At 63.3% G+C, this 18,248-nt stretch carries 17 protein-coding genes; 5 read left to right on the forward strand and 12 right to left on the reverse strand.

Annotated elements, in window-relative coordinates:
* The coding region (locus tag QZ501_RS10945; protein ID WP_363174775.1) for an HAD family hydrolase at window positions 1-342 on the reverse strand (342 nt) is incomplete at its 3' end.
* The gene (gene rpe, locus QZ501_RS10950) at window positions 339-1,016 is read right to left on the reverse strand and encodes a ribulose-phosphate 3-epimerase (RefSeq protein WP_151439883.1); all 678 of its coding nucleotides are present in this window, start codon (window positions 1,014-1,016) and stop codon (window positions 339-341) included. The genes rpe and QZ501_RS10945, both read right to left, overlap by 4 nt.
* Window positions 1,017-1,100: 84 nt before the next feature.
* Here rpe and QZ501_RS10955 point away from each other — a divergent pair, with 84 nt between their 5' ends.
* Together QZ501_RS10955 and QZ501_RS10960 are read left to right on the forward strand one after the other, a co-directional pair.
* Window positions 1,101-2,168 carry a DUF3530 family protein gene (locus QZ501_RS10955; RefSeq protein ID WP_295719431.1) on the forward strand — a complete coding sequence of 356 codons (1,068 nt, stop codon included), beginning with the start codon at window positions 1,101-1,103 and terminating at the stop codon, window positions 2,166-2,168.
* Window positions 2,169-2,276: 108 nt separating this feature from the next.
* The gene (locus QZ501_RS10960) at window positions 2,277-3,554 is read left to right on the forward strand and encodes an aminotransferase class I/II-fold pyridoxal phosphate-dependent enzyme (protein WP_160899012.1); all 1,278 of its coding nucleotides are present in this window, start codon (window positions 2,277-2,279) and stop codon (window positions 3,552-3,554) included.
* Between the two features lie 32 nt (window positions 3,555-3,586).
* Here the strand turns inward: QZ501_RS10960 and QZ501_RS10965 are convergent, their stop codons facing one another.
* From QZ501_RS10965 to QZ501_RS11005, 9 genes are all read right to left on the reverse strand, one after another.
* A complete protein-coding gene (locus QZ501_RS10965) occupies window positions 3,587-4,048 on the reverse strand; it encodes a cytochrome c (RefSeq protein ID WP_160899013.1) in 462 nt (153 codons plus the stop codon).
* Between the two features lie 114 nt (window positions 4,049-4,162).
* A complete protein-coding gene (locus QZ501_RS10970; RefSeq protein ID WP_295719437.1) occupies window positions 4,163-5,491 on the reverse strand; it encodes an ATP-binding protein in 1,329 nt (442 codons plus the stop codon).
* Between the two features lie 8 nt (window positions 5,492-5,499).
* The gene (locus QZ501_RS10975; protein ID WP_151439887.1) at window positions 5,500-6,183 is read right to left on the reverse strand and encodes a response regulator transcription factor; all 684 of its coding nucleotides are present in this window, start codon (window positions 6,181-6,183) and stop codon (window positions 5,500-5,502) included.
* Window positions 6,183-6,497: a PepSY domain-containing protein gene (locus tag QZ501_RS10980; RefSeq protein ID WP_202405673.1), complete on the reverse strand. Its 315-nt coding sequence runs from the start codon at window positions 6,495-6,497 to the stop codon at window positions 6,183-6,185. The genes QZ501_RS10975 and QZ501_RS10980 overlap by 1 nt, the downstream gene beginning before the upstream one ends.
* A complete protein-coding gene (locus QZ501_RS10985; protein ID WP_225741687.1) occupies window positions 6,497-7,153 on the reverse strand; it encodes a cytochrome b/b6 domain-containing protein in 657 nt (218 codons plus the stop codon). Before QZ501_RS10985 ends, QZ501_RS10980 begins: the two co-directional genes overlap by 1 nt.
* 62 nt (window positions 7,154-7,215) lie before the next feature.
* Window positions 7,216-10,314, reverse strand: a complete 3,099-nt coding sequence (locus tag QZ501_RS10990; RefSeq protein ID WP_295719440.1) for an efflux RND transporter permease subunit — start codon at window positions 10,312-10,314, stop codon at window positions 7,216-7,218.
* Complete coding sequence (locus QZ501_RS10995) at window positions 10,311-11,684, reverse strand: efflux transporter periplasmic adaptor subunit (RefSeq protein WP_295719442.1); 1,374 nt, start codon at window positions 11,682-11,684, stop codon at window positions 10,311-10,313. Before QZ501_RS10995 ends, QZ501_RS10990 begins: the two co-directional genes overlap by 4 nt.
* A gap of 87 nt (window positions 11,685-11,771) precedes the next feature.
* The gene (locus QZ501_RS11000; RefSeq protein WP_286173279.1) at window positions 11,772-11,957 is read right to left on the reverse strand and encodes a cytochrome D1 domain-containing protein; all 186 of its coding nucleotides are present in this window, start codon (window positions 11,955-11,957) and stop codon (window positions 11,772-11,774) included.
* Window positions 11,958-11,994: 37 nt separating this feature from the next.
* Entirely contained in the window at window positions 11,995-13,098 is a 1,104-nt protein-coding gene (locus tag QZ501_RS11005) for an NnrS family protein (protein WP_295719445.1), read from the reverse strand.
* A 127-nt stretch (window positions 13,099-13,225) separates the two neighbouring features.
* Here QZ501_RS11005 and can point away from each other — a divergent pair, with 127 nt between their 5' ends.
* Window positions 13,226-13,897 carry a carbonate dehydratase gene (can, locus tag QZ501_RS11010; protein ID WP_237416563.1) on the forward strand — a complete coding sequence of 224 codons (672 nt, stop codon included), beginning with the start codon at window positions 13,226-13,228 and terminating at the stop codon, window positions 13,895-13,897.
* Between the two features lie 37 nt (window positions 13,898-13,934).
* Window positions 13,935-15,113, forward strand: a complete 1,179-nt coding sequence (locus QZ501_RS11015; protein WP_151439892.1) for an MFS transporter — start codon at window positions 13,935-13,937, stop codon at window positions 15,111-15,113.
* On the opposite strand, the gene QZ501_RS11020 is transcribed toward QZ501_RS11015, so the two are convergent.
* On the reverse strand, window positions 15,064-17,718 hold the full coding sequence (locus tag QZ501_RS11020) for a nitrate reductase (RefSeq protein ID WP_295719448.1): 2,655 nt from the start codon (window positions 17,716-17,718) through the stop codon (window positions 15,064-15,066). The genes QZ501_RS11015 and QZ501_RS11020 overlap by 50 nt on opposite strands.
* Before the next feature lie 299 nt (window positions 17,719-18,017).
* Here QZ501_RS11020 and QZ501_RS11025 point away from each other — a divergent pair.
* On the forward strand, window positions 18,018-18,248 hold a 231-nt coding region (locus tag QZ501_RS11025), incomplete at its 3' end, for a response regulator (protein ID WP_295719450.1).

Genomic DNA, 18,248 nt, shown 5'->3' on the forward strand with positions numbered 1-18,248 from the left:
GGACCCCCGCGCCCGGCCTGCCTCCAGAAAAGGCATGGCGCCGGTATAGAGCTGGCTGTGATGCCCGTTGCAGGCGTGGTAAGCCCTGTAGAAAAGGGTCTCCGCATGGTCGGCAAATCCCTTGTCTCCGGGCGTGGCGGGGTCGAAGGCATCAGCCAGGGCCCGTTCCACCAGCTTGCGGGCGCCGTTGCCGACCCAGAGCCGGGTTTTCTCAACACCCGCGGGGGCACGCCCCAGCTCCGCCAGCATGGTATCCACGGCGGCGGCCAGATCGGGGGCGCTGTCCACCAGGGTGCCGTCCAGGTCCAGCAGGAGTGTTTCGGGGAGCGCCGTGCGGGTCACGCTGATCGCGCCTCGGCGATCCGTTCCCGCATATCGGTGATAATGCGGCTGTAGTCGTCCTTCTTGAAGATGGCGGAACCGGCAACAAAGGTATCCGCGCCCGCTGCAGCGATCTCCCCGATGTTGTCTTCCTTCACACCGCCGTCCACCTCAAGGCGGATGTTACGACCGCTGGCATCGATCTTCCGGCGCGCCTCGCGCAGCTTGTCGAGGGTGCCCGGAATGAAGGACTGGCCCCCGAAGCCGGGGTTCACGGACATCAGCAGGATCATGTCGATCTTGTCCATCACGTAGTCCATGTAATGCAGCGGCGTGGCGGGGTTGAAGACCAGACCGGTTTTGAGCCCGGCTTCGCGCACCATCTGCAGGGAGCGGTCGATGTGTTCCGAAGCTTCCGGGTGGAAGGTGATGTAGCTGGCGCCGGCATCGATGAACATCTGGATCAGGTCGTCCACCGGCTTGACCATCAGGTGCACGTCGATGGGAGCGGTCACGCCATGCTTGCGCAGGGCCTCGCAGACCATGGGGCCGATGGTGAGGTTCGGGACGTAATGGTTATCCATGACGTCGAAATGGACCATGTCCGCGCCCGCGGCCAGGACATTGTCCACTTCCTCGCCCAGCCGGGCGAAGTCCGCTGAGAGGATGGAGGGCGCGATAAGGGGCTCGTTCATGGGAAGATCCGCCATTGTTGATAGACTGTTGCCGAAAGGCAGCAGTTTAACGCTTCCGGCTTATTCCGTACCACAGGAGGTTCCGTGTTCCGTCGCTCCGTACCCATTGCCCTGATCGGTATTTGCCTTGGTGCGGCTGCATTGCCAGCCATAGGCCAGCAGGAGGACGCTGGCCAGGCCCCGGAGGGAGAGGACAACGCGGCGGGTGAGGATACCCAGCAGGGCGTCGAGCCGCCCAGCATCACCATGGTCCACTACGGGCCCGGTGATGCGGGTGGGTCGCTGGCATCGCTGTACCCGGATCAGGCGCTTGAGCTGGGCCAGGGTGAGAACGTCTTCACTGGCCTTCTGAAGCGGGAGACAGTCTCTGAGCGCCATGGTGGGGTCCTGGTTGTGGCGCCTTCCGGCCAGTCGCCTGACCAGGGAGTTGCGGGTGCGGTGAGAACGCAGCTCACCGATGCCGGCTGGCTGACTCTTTCGATTGCTCAACCGGCGGAGCCGGTAGCGGACCTGCCCGAGCGGGTTCTGGAGCCCGTCCAGCCTGGCGCAGGTGATGAGGGCAATGATGGAGAGGAGACAGCCCAGAACGGAAATGACGCGGAAGGGGATAGCGGCAGTGGTGAGGATCAGGGTGGGGATGAGGCCTCCAAGCCGCCGGATATGACCATCCGGGTCGCCCAGGACTCTGCGGCGCCCACACGAGATGATGAGTGGCAGCAACGGGCTACGGATCGTCTTGCGGCGGCGGTGAATGTCCTGCGGAACGAGAACGTTGGTCCCATCGCGCTTGTGGGTGTTGGTGACGGTGCGGATCTTGTCCTGCGCTACGTCAGTGCCAACGGAGCCACCTTCCCGCCGGGCCAGTTTGGCATGGTGTGGGTCGATGCTCGGTTGAGACCACCGTTCAGCGATGGATTGGTCGCAGAGCTGGGGGAGGGTTACAGCGTCCCCGTTCTTGATCTGTATGACCGGGATCTCCAGTCCGAGCGCGCTGAGAAGCGCTCGGCCGCCGCGCGACGGGGCGGTTTTTCGGCCTATACTCAGTCTGCTATCCCGATACCCAGGGGCGGGCAGGCCCGTGAGCAGAGACGGGTTTCCGCGCGCATCCGGGGCTGGCTTTCCGATGACCTGGAGTCAACAGGCGGGCAGTAGTCGGCATTGCTGGTTCTGCCACTGGGTTAATGGTTCCAGTCTGCTTCAGGCTGTCCTATTCTTGGCATCGTGAGCGACAACCACAACAACTGGCATCTGAGGATACCCATGAAACCGGACACTCTCGCCATCCACGGCGGCTTCCATCCCGACCCCACCACCAAGGCGGTCGCAACCCCGATCTATCAGACCACCTCCTATGCTTTCGACAACACACAGCATGGTGCTGACCTGTTTGACCTGAAGGTTGAGGGCAACATCTACAGCCGGATCATGAATCCGACCAATGCTTTCCTGGAGGAGCGTGTCAGGCTGCTGGAAGGCGGCGTGGGCGCGTTGGCGATGGCATCCGGCATGGCGGCGATCACTGCCGCAATCCAGGCTATTGCCGAAGCCGGCGATAACATCGTGACCACCACCCAACTCTATGGGGGTACATTCAATCTCTTTGCCCATACCTTCCCGAAACAGGGTATTGAGGTCCGGTTTGTCAGCGCTGATGATCCGGATGCGTTCGAGGCCCAGATCGATGACCGGACCAAGCTGATCTTCTGCGAGACTGTGGGTAACCCGGCCGGCAATATCGTTGACATTGAAAAGCTGGCTGCCATCGGTCATCGCCATGGAGTGCCCCTGTTCGTGGATAACACGGTAGCAACGCCCTGCCTGTGGCGCCCCTTCGAGCATGGCGCTGACGTGGTGATCCATTCGCTGACCAAGTTCATGGGCGGGCATGGCACCACGCTTGGCGGTGCCATCGTGGACTCCGGCCGTTTCCCCTGGGCCGACTATCCTGAACGCTTCGCGGTGCTGAACGAGCCGGATCCCTCCTATCATGGCGTGGTCTACACCGAAGCCATGGGCGAGGCGGCGTTCATCGGGCGGTGTCGGGTGGTGCCGCTGCGCAACATGGGCGCGGCCCTGTCACCCATGAACGCTTTCCAGCTGATGCAGGGCATCGAGACCCTGCACCTTCGCATGGAGCGCCACTGTGAGAACGCCCTGAAAGTGGCCCAGTATCTGGAGAAGCATCCGGCGGTGAACTGGGTCAACTACGCGGGCCTTGAATCGAGCCGGTATCATGAGCTTGCGAAGAAATACATGGACGGCCGGGCGTCGGGTATCCTGTCCTTCGGCATCAGGGGTGGCGATGAGGCAGGCGCGAAATTCATTGATGCCCTGCAGATGATCGTGCGCCTGGTGAATATCGGTGATGCCAAGACACTGGCCTGCCACCCCGCCAGCACCACCCACCGCCAGCTCAATGACGAGGAGCTGGCCAGTGCCGGTGTCTCCCGGGACCTGGTCCGTCTCGCCATCGGCATTGAGCACGTCGACGACATACTGGCGGATGTCGAACAGGCGCTGGATGCGTCCCAGGCCTGAAGCAGCCGGCCCGGCTGCGGGAGCAGTCGGGCTTACTGGTTCAGACCACTGAAACGCTCATTCACGAAGCGGCTGTGACAGCTCACACAGGAGTTGGTCATCCGGTCGAAGACCTTTTTCTGTTTCCTTGTGTTCTCTGCGTTGCCTGCTTCCGAGAGCTGTGCAGCCTGCTTGTGGAACTTCTGATCCAGCTTCAGGAATGCCTTGGGGACAGACGCCTTGAGTGTTTTCCGGTCTTCCTGGGTCAACTCCTGATCAAGGATGAAGCTGTCGTGAATGGCCTGCCCTTTTTCCTGCACGACCTCGTGGTTGCCGCGGATAATGGCGCTGTAGACTTCCTTCATGGCAGCCTCGATTCCGACCATCTCCTTCTGGAGAAGTCCCCGTAACTTGGGGGTCAGTTCCGAGGTCACGTCCTCTGCCTGTGCCGGCAGAACGGCAAGAGTTATTGTTACCAATAGTGCGCCGATAAGGCTGTTACGGATGAGTGTCATGATCGGTTTGTCTCCCTGGATTTGATGGTTATTGTCTGTGTTGATGGGATCGTGTGAATAAAATTCTAATAAAGTGAATCTTTTTGGATAAAAAAGCAGTGGTTGCCCTGGAAATCAATCCCTCCCTGTTTTGAGAGTGGCTTTCACCTGCAATCCGCCAAGCGGCGAGTCATGGAAGGATAGGAGCCCGTCGTACTGCTCCAGGATGTCGGCGGCGATGGCAAGCCCCAGGCCGGAGCCCGGCTGTTCCTCATCCACCCGCCAGCCCCGTTTCGCCAGGGAATCGCGCTGCTCCGCGGGGCAGCCCGGACCGTCATCGTCGACGCTGAGCAGCGTCGTTTCCCCGGTCCGTTCCACGGCCACCTGGACGCGGTGATCGCACCATTTGCAGGCGTTGTCGAGAAGCACCCCCGCCAGCTCCAGGAAATCCTCCCGGTCCAGGGGCAGCTTCAGCTCCGGCGGTGCCTGGATATCAAAGGTAATGGCCTTGTTGGCGTAGACCTTGGAGAACACATCGACGAGTTCACCCAGGGCGGTCTCCGGTGCCAGTGTTCTGCCGGGCATGCCACCGCCAGCAAGGCGTGCGCGGCGCAGTTCCCGTTCAACGATGTTGCGCATGGCCGCGACCTGGCGGTGGAGTTCGTCGCCGGTTGTGCGTTCCCCGTCTTCAGCCAGCCCATCGAGGATGGTCAGTGGCGTTTTCAGGGCGTGGGCAAGGTTGCCAAGGGCGTTCCTGGAGCGTGTTAAGCGGCTGGAGATCAGCCGGATCAGCTGGTTGATCTCCTTGATCAGGGGCTGGATTTCCGCTGGAACACGATTGGCGTTGAGCTCCGTGATATCGCCCTGTTCCAGGCGATGCAGTTCCTGGCGCAGCGCGCTCAACGGTGCCAGGCCGCGACGGATGAGTGCTGTCTGTGCCAGGACAATGAGAGCGAGAAGCAGGACGCCGAGACCGCCGATGGCGATCTGGAGAAATTGCACTGTGCTCGTCAGGGGGCCGAGGTCTTCGGCGACACCGACCACGGCGGAGCGCCCCGACTGGCTGAAGCCCTCAGCCAGCATCATGAGGGGTTGTCCCTCGGGCCCCCGGGTGCGGAAGGTGCGCCGTTCGCCTGGCTCGAGATCGGGCAGGTCCAGCCTCTGGTCCCAGAGGGAGCGGGACCGCTGGGGCGCGCTGCCCGGCGCTTCAATCTGGAAATAGTGGCCGGAATAGGGCTGTTGATAGACCTGGGTCAGCTGTTTGCCCTGGTGCGGGGGCGCGTCCGGACTCAATTCCACGCCCGCGACTAGGGTCTCGAGATCGTGCTCGAGACGGGTCAGTACAAAGTCATCCACCAGCTGGCGCACGCCATAGCTGACGAGGACCACGGTCAGCAGCGTCGCTACTGCCACCGGGGCGGCAATGCCAATGGCAAGCCGGGATTGCAGGCTGGTGCGTGCCATAGCCTCAGTCAGCCGTCCTGCTGGTGGAAGAAACGGGGATGAAAGACGTAGCCCTGACCACGCCGGGTCTCGATGGCCTCGTGTCCGATCTTCCGGCGCAGCCGGTTGATGTAGACCTCGATGACATTGCTGTCCCTGTCCTGGTCGTATTCATAGACATGCTCGGTGAGGCGGCTTTTCGACAGCAGGGTATCAGGGTGAAGCATCAGGTAGCGTATCAGCCGGAACTCGGTTCCGGTCAGCCCTACCCGGGTGCCGGAAGGCAGAAGGGCTTCCTGGCGCTCTTCATCGAGGGTCAGGCCGCCGGCGGTAAGGGCACCGCCGGGCCGGTTGCTGGCCCTGTGGATGAGGGCATTGAGCCGGGCAATCAACTCCTCGGTATGGAAGGGCTTCCCCAGGTAGTCATCGGCACCGGCCTTGAAGCCGTCGACTTTCTCATGCCAGGCGTCCCGGGCCGTGAGGATCAGGACCGGAAGGTCGTTGCCCGCCGTCCGCCAGTTCCGCAGCACGTCGAGCCCCGAACGCCCGGGCAGGCCGAGGTCCAGTACCGCCACATCGTAGGCCTCTTCCTCGCCCAGGTACTGCGCCTCAATGCCGTCGCCGGTGACATCCGTGGCAAAGCCCGCATCACTCAGCGCCTTTCTCAGCTGTTCGGCCAGGGCGGCCTCGTCCTCAACCAGTAACAGTCGCATCAGTCATCCGAATCCTCTTCACCCAGAAAGTCACCGGTAACGGCGTCAAAGCGCAGTTCACGGACCTCTCCCGATGGGCCAAGGATTTCCAGTTCGTAGATGTGCTCGTCGTCCTCGCACTCCAGCTCCACTTCCAGTACCCGGCCATCGGGGTAACGCTGGTGAAAGGTGCTGAGGATCTGTTCAAGACCAACGATGTCCTCATTCTCATGCAGTTCCCGGACCTCGTCATGATCGGCGCCGGCAATGGGTATAAGCGCCGCAAGCAGCAGTGGGGCGGCCATGGGCCGCCGCCATTTCCGCAGGATTGTCATCAGTGCCCCCTCTTGTATCCGGTGAACATGGATCGGACCAGGTTCTGGCGTTCGCGGATGCTTTCCACGATCACGGCGATCACGTGAAGAATCACCAGCGCCAGCGTCAGGTTAGCAAACAACTCATGGACTTCTTCGGCCGTTTCCACCAGGGCGCTTTCCTCGTGTTCTTCCTCTTCGTGGGCTTCTTCGCCCTCTTCAGACTTGTTATGCGTTTCGCCGGGGGCAACCCCTGACTGCATCTCCGGTGTGGCAATCAGCCAGCCGGCGAGAGGCCCTTCGCCTTCCTCCCCCGCGAGGACGACCATTCCGGCGCCGGAGGTGATGAGCAGGGACAGGATGATCGCGAGGATCATGGCACCGCCTGCCGGGTTGTGCCCCCGGTAGTACGCGGCGCGTCCCCGGATAGTGTCGCGCAGGTACGCCAGTATGGTGCCGGGAGAGAACACGAAGCTGCTGAAACGGGCGTGTTCGCTTCCGATAAAGCCCCAGATAATGCGCAATACCAGCAGCCCCACAATGAGGTAGCCCGCCCAGGCATGCAGCCACTCGGGCTCTCCCTCGGTCAGATAGGCCGTAAAGAAGGCAATGACCAGAAGCCAGTGGAAGATGCGTATGAACGGGTCCCAGACCCGCACCTGATTGTCCTGATTCATGGTTGGTTCTCCGCTGCCCATGTATTCAGGCTCCAGCCTATGGGCGCAACCTTAATTCAGTCTTAAAAGGCATCCGCGTCCGTACTGGTTAGGCCAAGATCGCTGAGGATGGCGTAGAACGCCGGCAGTGCGATCAGGATCAGCGCGGTTGAGATCAACAGCCCGAACACAACGGAGATCACCAGGGGAATGACCGCCATGGCCTGGGTACTGGTCTCGGTCAGCAGCGGCAGCAGACCCGCGATGGTGGTGCTGGAGGTGATGAAGATGGCCCGGAACCGGTCCCGGCTGGCCTGGCTGGCGGCACTCAGGGCATCGAGGCCATGCTCCCGGTGGATCCGTATGAACTGGAGCAGCAGGATGGCGTTGTTTACCACGATTCCGGCCAGGGATGCGGCTCCGATCAGTGATGGCATGGACAGGTTGTAGCCCATCAGGATATGGCCCCAGATGGCGCCCATGAAGGCCACCGGGATCGCCAGCATCACGATCACAGGCTCGATGGTGCTGCGGAACTGGAACGACAGGATCAGGAATATGCCCACAAGCCCGATCAACAGGCCCCGGGCGATGGACTGGCCTGTTTCCTGTGAGCGGGCGGTCTGACCTTCCACGGTGATTCCGAGGTCGGCGTAACGATCCTTCAGTTGCGGGAATTCTGTTTCCCTCAGATCGCCCACAATAGCGGCTGCGTTTGCGGTCTGTGAATCAACGTCAGCGGTGACCGTCACGGTGCGCAGTCCATCGACCCGTGTAATCTGCCCCCAGCCCCTCGCGTTCTCAACCCGGACCACTTCGGTCAGTGGTACGGCGCCATCGCTGGCGCTGAACACGACGCTGTCGGCGAGGAAGTCGAGAGTATTGCGTTCCTTCGCTGTCTGGCGCAGCAGGAGCTCGATGTACTGATCTCCGACCTGAACCGAGTCCACAATCTCACCGAGCAGACTGGTCCGGATCTGGGTGGCTACATCGCGGGCATCAATGCCCAGCGCCAGGGCCCCCTCCCTGAGTGAGAGCAGTCGTTGGGGCTTGCCGGGGCGGAGGTCGTCCATGATGTTGAGGGTGCCGGCGTAACCACCAATGGCTGAGGACAGGTCTGTGGCCGCCTGTTTCAGGGTGTGCAGATCCTCGTGCTGCAGGCGGACCTCAATGGGAACGCCCGCCGGGCCGAAACCGGGTTCCTGGATGTTGAGGCTGACAAGGCCATGGATGCTGCCAATCTCCTCGTACCAGCGCTGCCTGAGCGTATCCAGGTTCGTCGTGCGCGCTTCGGCCGTCAGAAGGTCCACCATGACGGTGGCGATATGGGGCCCGGTTTCTCCGGCACTGGCGTGATGGTTGAACCGCGTCTGGATGTTCTCAACCAGGGGCTGTTCTCCGGGTTGCTCAGGCCTCAGCTCCTGATCGATGGCCTCCATGGCAGCGCTGACCTGCTCTGCAACCGCCTCGGTGCGTTCCAGTGGGGTACCCTGGGGCATGAGGATCCGTGCTTCCAGTACGTCACCTTCGATGTCCGGCATTCCTTCCATCTTGATCGCCCCAAAGGCGATGACACCGACAGAGCCGAACAGGAACAGCAGTATGGCGGCAAGCACCGGGTAGCGGGCTCGGATGGCGTGGTCCGTGACACGTCCGGCGTGCTCGCGCAGCACCTCAAAACGCTGCGTGAAGCCCGCCCTGAAGCGGGAATCGGCACCATCTTCCAGCGTCTTCAGGCTCCGTTTCAGGTGATGGGGGAGGATCCAGAAGGCTTCAATGAGGCTGGCGGCCAGGGCGGCGAGCAGGGCGACCGGCAGGACTTCGAGCACCGCCCCCATTTCTCCGGCCAGAAAGCCCAGAGGTACAAATACGGAAGCCGTGGTCAGAAACGAGGACATGACGCCGGGAAAGACCTCGCGGGCGCCGTGGGCGGCGGCTTCCAGCGGGGAGCGGTTCTGTTTGGCGTGGGTGGCGATGTTATCGGTAATCACCACGGCATCGTCCATGACGATGCCAATGGCCATGAGCAGAGCGACCAGAGTGATCATGTTCAGGGTAAGCCCGGTCGCCAGCATGACCGCAAAGGCTCCGGCAAACGCGGCGGGCAGTCCGAACAGGGCCCAGAGAGCAAGGCGTGGGCGGAAGAACAGGCTCAGAACCAACCCCACAAGCACCAGCCCGAAAAGACCGTTCTCAACCAGCATCTGGAGGCGATCCCGGACGATGGAGGTCATATCCTGGGTCAGTTCCAGGCTGACGGTACCATCCGTGGCCCTGAGCTCACTGTTGCGGAATGCCTTGAGCGCATCCATGACGCGCAGCGAATCGGCCCCCAGGCTTTTGTGGACCTCCAGAATGATGGCCCGCTCACCGTTGAAGGTAACCCGTTCTTCATCCCGTTCATGAGAAATGCTGACATCGGCAATGTCGCCCAGCCGGATCTCGGCACCGCTGTCGCCGCTGATGATGCGGATGTCCCTGAGGTCTTCGGCACGTTGGCGCTGGTCCACAAAGCGCAACTGAACATCCTGCCGCTCCGTCTCCAGGGTTCCCAGAGGCAGGTCCAGGTTCTGGCGCTGCAGGGCCGCGGCGATATCCGTGGTGGCCAGCCCATATTGGCGCAGTTGGTCGCGCGAGACCGCTACCTGCCACTGGCGCTGTGACAGGCCCCGGGTTACCACATCCGCGACACCCTCCAGGTGCAGCAGTCGGTCCTCGAGGTCGTCGGCGTATTCCTCCAGGTCGTTGAAGGACATGGGGCCGGAAATAGCGAGGGCGGCCACCAGATCGGTGCGGTAACGTTCTTCAATGACCGGGTCCTCGGCGCGCTCGGGCAGGTTCTGAAGCGCCTCAATCTCTGTCCGGATGTCGTCCAGGAAACGCCCCATATCACCACCACGGTTCATGCTGGCGATGGCGTTCGCCCTGTTGTCCCGGGCCGTGCAGGTGAGTTCATCCAGGTTCTCGACCCGTTGGAGGGCTTCATTGAACCGTTGGCAGATGGCTTCTTCGACGTCTGCGGCGGTTGCACCGCGGTATTCCATGGTGATGCTGACTTCCGGTGGCCGGTAGTCGGGGAAGGTCTCGCGCTTGAGGTTGGGTGCGGCGAACAGCCCGATGGCCAGAATCAGGATCAGAACGAGATTGCCAGCCGTGGGGTGGGCTGCAAACCAGCGGATCATCGGGCGGAACTCCGCGCCTGGCTCCGGATGGTATTCAGGGCTTTATCATCGCGGCTCGGGTTGAGTCGGGTTCCATCGATGGCGGGAACCAGATCATCCAGCACCAGCCGTTCTCCGGGGGTCACCCCCTTCTGGATGACAGCAAGATCATCCTGGGTCCATCCCACCGAGACCCTGCGCCGTTCAAGGCGGTCCTGATCATCGGCCAGATAGAGGGTATCTTGGTGGACGCTCGCTGCGGGAACCGCAATCACGTCATTCGGCGTTGGGAGCGAGAGGGTGCCCTGCACGTACATGCCCCGAACCAGTGGTGGCTTCTCGGGTGGATTGGCATTGCGGTAGGGCTCTTCCACGCTCAGTACTACCTGGACGGTGCGTGTGCCCGGATCAAGGCCACTGGCAATCCGCGTGACGCTGGCGTCCCAGTTGACATCCGGGGCTCCCGCCAGTGAAAGGGTTGCAGTGATCCTGCTGAGATCAAGGCGTTGGTGCAGATCCGCCACTGATCTGTCGGCTGTGCCAGCGGGCGTGTCCGGGAGCTGACGCAGCAGGCGGCGGAGCTGGGCAACGGGAAGCTGGATGACGGCTTCCGCCCGGGCGATGCCGCCGGCCCGGAGCAGGGTTTGCCCTGTGCGCACTTCCTCCTGCTTTTCCACCGTGGCGTCATGGATGCGCAGGTCGAAGGGAGCGGTGAACCGGGTGTCCGCCAGATCCTGCCGGGCCTGCTCCAGAGCGGATTGGGCACGGGCAGTGTGCGCCTTAAGCCTCTCACGCTGGCTGGGCATCAGTGCCAGTTCATTCTCCAGTGACTGCACGGCCTGACGTTGCTGAAGTGTCGCCCGTTCCTGTTCGTCCACACGTGTTCGGGAGACTGCGTCCCTCTCTGCAAGGCGGCGGATGCGCTCAAGCTCTTTCTCCGCCAGGGCCAGGCGTTCTTTCTCCAGTTCGAGCAGCATCCGGGTGTTGGCGGCTTTCTGTTCAAGCTCGCGGCGGTCACTGCGGGTGGCCGCCAGATCCGCTTCGGCGCTGGCGACGGCCAGCTCGTAACGGGTTGGATCGATCCGGAGCAGTTCGGTGCCTTCATCGATGATGTTGCCGCTTTCCAGCTCCGGGTGACGCTGGGTGATGCGCCCGCCCACTCGGGCGACCGCCTGCCAGCGTCGGGCCGCGCGCACGTTGCCGTAACCACTGACCTCAACACGAAACGGCATGGGGGTAATGGGGATGACCCGTACACTGCGGGCAGGCGAAGGGGAGCTGGATTCCGCGGGGCCTGACCTCAGGCTGGCCATAACCACGACGAAGACAATGCCTGCGAGCAGGGACAGCATGACCAGGAGCGCGTTTTTCCGGTGCGGGACAGTAACCACGGCTGACTCCGGAATGGATTACCCAGAATTAAGAATAATCTAATGTAATACAGTACCTGGGACATCAGTTGCTCACAATGATGTCCGTCAATGGCTGGTGCCTTCCTCATACTGGATCTTATTCCAGACGTTGTATTTGCCGGGTGCTGGCTGGAGTGTCTTTTCGATTTCCAGTGTCTGTCTGTCGATCACGTGGACCTTGTCTCTGTTGGGGCCGAAGAAGACATCCACCCAAGCGTAGCGTGAGTTCTCATGGCTGCGCATGAAAAACATCTTCTTCACCAGCCGGCTCACCGGATTGGGTTGTAGTTCAACGGTGCAGGATCAATGCGCCCGCAGTGAACGCATAGGCCAGTGACCAGGCAGCGGCCGCTGTCCACAGAAGCTCAGGCGCGTTCCAGGGAACCGGCCCTGCTGCCAGCCGCGCCAGTGCCGCTACTGCCACGGGGACCAGGGTGGCCTTGAGAACGCCTGAAGGCGGCGGCTGGCGGCGGATAGCGTGATAGTGGATCCGCAGCATCACACCGATGGTCAGGGTTCCCAGCGCGCCCACTGTAATCAGGTGAAGTAGCGCCGATGGATCCCGGCCGAGCAGTTGCGCCAGGCCTATGCCCAGGGCGCCGGCTGCCAGCCACACTGTTCCCAGCGCCAGACCCAACAGATCCGGCCGGTCCAGGCACAGCCAGAGCCGCCAGCGGACCGTGCGGATCAGGATCAGAATACCGGCAGCTGCCAGAAAAGTGCCTGCGGGCAATACAGGCAGCGGCAGCAGGGTCAGGGCGGCCGCCAGCCCCAGTATCAGGATCAGGGCGGCCTCGATCCGCGGCTGGACCCGTGCTTCCTGCGTAATGCCACGTTTTTCCAGAGTGCCCGCCACAGCTGGAGCGATCAGTCGCCCGCTCATGAAGGTCATCAGAAGCAGCAGCAGGGCTACCCCGGTGTGAAGCAGCGTCGTGGCCCCCGGAACCGGGATGATCGGCAGTATCAGCCAGAGCAGGGGAAGACCGCACAGGCTCACCATCAGCGGCACCAGCATGCGGTTGCGCCATTTCTTGGCGGCATTGAAGCGGGGGACCACCCGCCAGGCCAGCAACAGGGCGAATGCGGGGCTGAGCAGCTGGCTCAGCCAGAATCCGGGTGCCAGGGCGTAGCCCAGACGAGCAGCCAGCCAGAGCCCGAACAGTGCAGCCAGCCAGCGCCTGGGCTGAGGGCCAAGGGTGTAGCCAGCAATCACCGCCAGGGCAAAGCCGAACACCATCTCGTGACCATGGTGGCTGCCTGCCAGACCGGGAGCCCAGCGCCAGCCGGCCAGCATGGCGGCCATGGACAACGGCATTGCGATGGCCGCATGGAGGCAGGCGGCCGGAAAGAAAAAGCGGGCGCTTTTCAGGCGTTTTTCGCGGCTGCGGGCCATGCCGGTTCCATTTCCTTAAAAGATTCAATAAATATAAATGTTAATGGTGGGGCCCGCAATCCGGTTCCCCGCGGGTCGGCTGCCCGGTAAGATGGGGCTGACGGCCACAGGTGGATTAGGGGGGATATTGGCAACAGCACTCAAGCATCTGTTCGATAACAACGCGCAGTGGGTTCAGGACACGCTGGCGCAGGATCCGGATTTCTTTGAGCGGCTCTCCCAGCAGCAGGCGCCGGAATACCTGTGGATCGGCTGTGCCGACAGCCGGGTTCCCGCCAACCAGGTGGTGGGGCTGATGCCTGGTGAGCTGTTCGTGCACCGGAATGTGGCCAATGTGGTGGTGCAGACCGACCTGAACCTGCTGTCGGTGCTGCAGTTCGCCGTGGAAGTCCTGAAGGTGAAGCACGTGATCGTCTGCGGTCATTACGGCTGCGGTGGCGTCAAAGCGGCTTATCAGGATGCCCACCTGGGGCTGATCGACAACTGGCTGCGCCACATCCAGAACGTCGCTGCGGACTATCGGGAACTGTTGGCGGCCCAGCCGGATGAGATGGCCGCCGTTAACAAGCTCTGCGAGCTGAACGTGGTGGCGCAGGTTGCCAATGTCTGTCGGACCACGGTGGTGGCGGATGCCTGGCGGGGCGGCCAGGAGCTCTCGGTCCACGGCTGCATCTATGGTCTGGAGGATGGCCGTCTGCGGGATATGGGTCTGGGCGTCCGCAGCACTGGCGAGCTTGATGAACAGTGTCGGCAGGCCGTGGAGCGCCTGAGCCAGGGGGCGCCCATGCCGCAGGAATGATCCTGTTGCGTGGCCCTCATCAGCGGCGGGAGCCCACATGAAGCTGTTTCTGGCGGTCGCCACCGTCACTGTCATGGGGCTGTTCCAGTCATCGCTGCTGGCAACCCTGCCCTGGATCATTGAACGCACTGGGCTGCCGCCCGTTTTCTGGTCGGTGCTGGTTGCCGCCAGCCTGATTCTGGTGGCCGTGAGCAGTCCGGTCTGGGGCCGGCGTACGGACAGCCATGGGGCCCTGCCGGTGATGCGCCTCACCATGGGGCTGGTGGTGGTCTGCTATGGCCTGTTGATCCTGGCGATCCTTGCCCTGTCGTCTCCCTTCTGGATTGCGGTCATCGCCATCGCGACGCGCCTGGTCTACGGCATTGCCACTGGCGGCGTATTCCCCTCTGCCCAGCGTTTCGCGCTGGCGGACAAACCGGTTGCCCAGTGGCCGGAGACACTGGCCTACATCCAGGCCTCAACCCATGCCGGGCGCGTCATGGGTCCAGGCATCGTGGCGCTGGCGGCGATATGGAGCCTGCCGCTGGGGCTGGTCCTGATTGTCCTGCTGGGCGCGGCTCTGTGGCTCATGCAGTGGTACTTCGCAGCGGGCGTGGCCCCGGAGCCGTCCGGAAACCGTGAAAGCGCCGTGGCGCCGCCCTGGAACGAGGACTGGCCCCTGTATGCCCTTGGGTTCGTGATCACCCTCTGGGTGGGGCAACTCCAGTTTGCTCTGGGGCCCTACATCCAGAACCTGGCAGACCTCGATTCGGTAACGGCCTCCCAGTGGACGGGGACGGTGCTGATGGTGGCATCGGTTTCCGCGGTCCTCGCCGGGCCCCTGGGGAACCGCTGGCTGTCGCCCATGCCCCGAATCCTGAGTGGCCTCTGGCTCGGCGTATTTACCCTGGGGGGCGTATTGCTGGCGGCTTCGTCCAGCGTGATCGGTGTGGGCGTAGCCGTGTGCCTGATCACCGCCGGGCTTACCCTGGCCGCCCCCTGGTACGGCAGCATCCTGCGGGCACGGCGCCCGGATGCCCAGGGCCAGGTCTCCGGGCGCCTGATCAGTGTCCATACCATCGGTTTCGGCAGCGGCACGCTTTTCGGTGGCCTGATGCTGGAACTGGTGCCGGATCAGGCCATGGCTGCCTTCTATCTGCTGGGGCCGGTGGCGGGAACACTGGCGCTCATCCATCACCTGAGGGTTCGGGCAGGGACTGTTCCACCAACTGCCTGAGTTCCGGTACGCAGGAACCACAGTTGGTGCCACAGCCCAGGGCACCGCCGAGGGCGGATACCGAGTCACAGCCTTGCGCCAGAGCTTCCTCGATCCGGCGCTCGCCCACCTGGTAGCAGGAACAGATGATGGGGCCGGGGTCTGGCTGGTCGCTGTCCCGGCCTGCCAGGACACGGCGCCGTGTACCGTCATCCAGTGGTTGCGTCTGGAAGAGGCTGTCCAGCCAGTCGAGGCCGGGGAAGTCATTCCCGGGTTCCACCAGCAGCACCGCCCGCAACCGATCGCCGTGATACCAGGCTGCCCGGTAGCGCCCGGCCCTGGGGTCCCGCATCTCCGAGTCAGGTTCCCCTCCGAGCCACTGGCGCGCGGTGCCGGGCCAGTCCGGGATGGGGCTGTTGCCGGCCAGGTGCCAGCAGGTCGTCTTCTCCATCGGTACCCGGGCCCAGTAGAGGCCTTCAGGCCACTGCTCCGGCTGTTCGCCCAGTAACCGGGCATGCCAGCGGGCGTTGAAGGGCAGCAGTGCGGCGCTGGCGTGCTTGGTTTCCGGCTGTCCGGAAAGCGGATCGATGACTCTGGGGAAAAGCGCGGAAGCCAGTCCGTTCGTGGTGAACTGGTGGTTCCAGTGGATGGGCACGAATACCTCCCCCGGCCGCATACCGTCACTGGCCCTGGTTCGACCCAGGTACCGGCCCTGGCCGTTGCTGAGCCAGGCCAGGTCGCCATCCGCGAGATCGTGAGCTGCGAGGTCGTCCGGATGGACCTCAATAAACGGTTCACACAGGTGCTGGAGAAGACGTGCTGCTCGGCCCGTGCGGGTCATGGTATGCCACTGGTCGCGGATGCGGCCGCTGGTGACCCACAGGGGGGTGGTTACTGTGGGCCCCCTTGCCGGTGCCGTGGGATGAATGGGGGTGAAACGGGCCCGACCGTCCGGTGTGGGGAAGGCGCCATCCCCGAACAACCGCTCACGGCCACGGGGGTGTTCCGGTGTGACCGGCCACTGGACCGGCGTCATGGCGTTATAGTCGCGGTCGGAAAAGGCGGCAAGTGCACCCAGGTTGAACTGCTGTCGGGGGGCACCGGAAAGGGTCGAAGCCAGGGCGTGTTCCCGGAAGATCGCTGCGGGGCCGGCATAGTCAAACGCTGCATTGAATCCCATGGCCCGGGCCACGGCGCTGATGATCCACCAGTCCGGGCGTGCCTCGCCGACGGCCGGTATCAGGCCCCGCTGGCGCGAGATGCAGCGTTCGGAATTGGTAACGGTGCCGTCCTTCTCGGCCCAGCCCATGGCCGGCAGGGCGACATCCGCCAGGGCCAGGGTGTCAGTGTCGGCCACACAGTCCGAGACAATGACCAGCGGGCACTGGGTCAGTGCATGGCGTGCCCGCTCCGGGTCCGGGAGCGACACCAGCGGGTTGGTGGCCATGATCCAGACGCACTGGATCTCACCGCGCTCCATGGCCTCAAAGAGGGCAACAGCCTTGTGCCCGGGGTCCGTGGGCAGGGATGGAGCCTGCCAGAAATGGGCCAGGGCCTCCCGTGCCCCAGGGGTGTCGTAGTCCATGTGTGCGGCCAGCTGATTGGCGAGCCCGCCGACCTCGCGTCCGCCCATGGCGTTGGGCTGGCCGGTCACGGAGAAGGGTGTGGCGCCGGGCTGGCCGATGCGGCCGGTGGCCAGGTGGCAGTTGATGATGGCGTTGGCCTTGTCCGTGCCGGAGCGGCTCTGGTTCAGCCCCTGGGACCAGAAGCTGGTGGTGCGCGGGGTCGCGGCGAACCATTCATAGAAGGTGCGGACGTCCGCCACAGTCAGGTCGCACTGGTCGGCGACGGCTTCCGGGGTGGGTGAACTATCACGAGCTGCCTGAAGGGCGGCGTCAGGGCTGTTGCAGTGGGCGCCGATCCAGGCCTGATCCAGCGCGCCGGAATCCGCGAGCCATACCAGAAGACCATTCCAGAGGATGGCGTCCGTTCCCGGCCGCAGGGGCAGATGCAGGTCAGCCTGCTCACAGGACGCGGTGCGCCGGGGATCAATCACCACCATCCGCCGTTCGGGCCTGTTGTCGCCTGCCCTCTGCATACGCTGGTACAGGATGGGATGGTTCCAGGCTGGATTGGCGCCGGCAAGCACCAGCAGGTCGGCCAGTTCCAGGTCCTCGTAGCAGCCCGGCACCGCGTCCTCGCCGAATGCACGCTTGTGGGCGGCAACCGCCGAGGACATGCACAGCCGTGAGTTGGTATCCACGTGTGGCGTGCCGATGAAGCCCTTGGCGAACTTGTTGGCCACGTAGTAATCCTCGGTGAGGAGCTGGCCGGAGAGGTAGAAGGCAATCGACTGGCCGCCCTGTTCCTGCTGCAGGCGGGTCAGTTCCGCGCCCAGGTACTGGATCGCCTCGTCCCAGTCCGTATCACGTCCCTGAATGCGCGGTCGGGTCAGCCGGCCCTGGGAACCGAGCGTTTCGTGCAAGGCGGACCCCTTCACGCACAGCCGCCCCGCGTTGGCAGGATGGTCCGGATCACCCTGGACCGGCTCGAGGGTGTCTTCCTTGATAGTGGCGTCGACACCGCAGCCGACGCCGCAGTAGGGGCATGTGGTTTTGCAGCCCATGATGGATGCTCCCTGAACAGAAGAAGCCCGGCCCCGGCACGGATTCGGTGCCGGTGACCGGGCTTCGGTACCCGTGGTCTGTGATGGTGTTGCTTCTCCGTTCGCAAGCATTTCCCATGCCTGCCTGAAATGGCCCCAATCAGGGGAGGGGGAGCCCAGTCATGTCCTGTTTCGGGGCAGATTGCACTGCATTGGGGCGCTCGCTCCGTTGAAGCCGGCGATTGAGACCGGTTTCATGGGCAAGGAGGCTGGCGTGGCTTTTGCTTCAGAATGGCGCGAATCGACGCTGGGGATGGAGCATGTCGGCGGATCAGAGCGGTGTACGTGTCATGCTGGTGGACAACGAGCCGGAACGGGCAGCGATGGTGTGCGACGCACTGACCTCCGAGGGCTACGAGGTGGTGGGGCAACGCAGCAGCACGCGAGGGCTCGTGGCAGCTGTTGCCCAGGAGGAGCCGGACGTGGTGATCATCGATATGGATTCACCGGACCGGGATACCCTCGAGTCCATGTCCGCCCTCAATGAGCAC

It is taken from the genome of uncultured Halovibrio sp. (genome assembly GCF_913056445.1).
Lineage (GTDB): Bacteria > Pseudomonadota > Gammaproteobacteria > Pseudomonadales > Oleiphilaceae > Halospina > Halospina utahensis_B.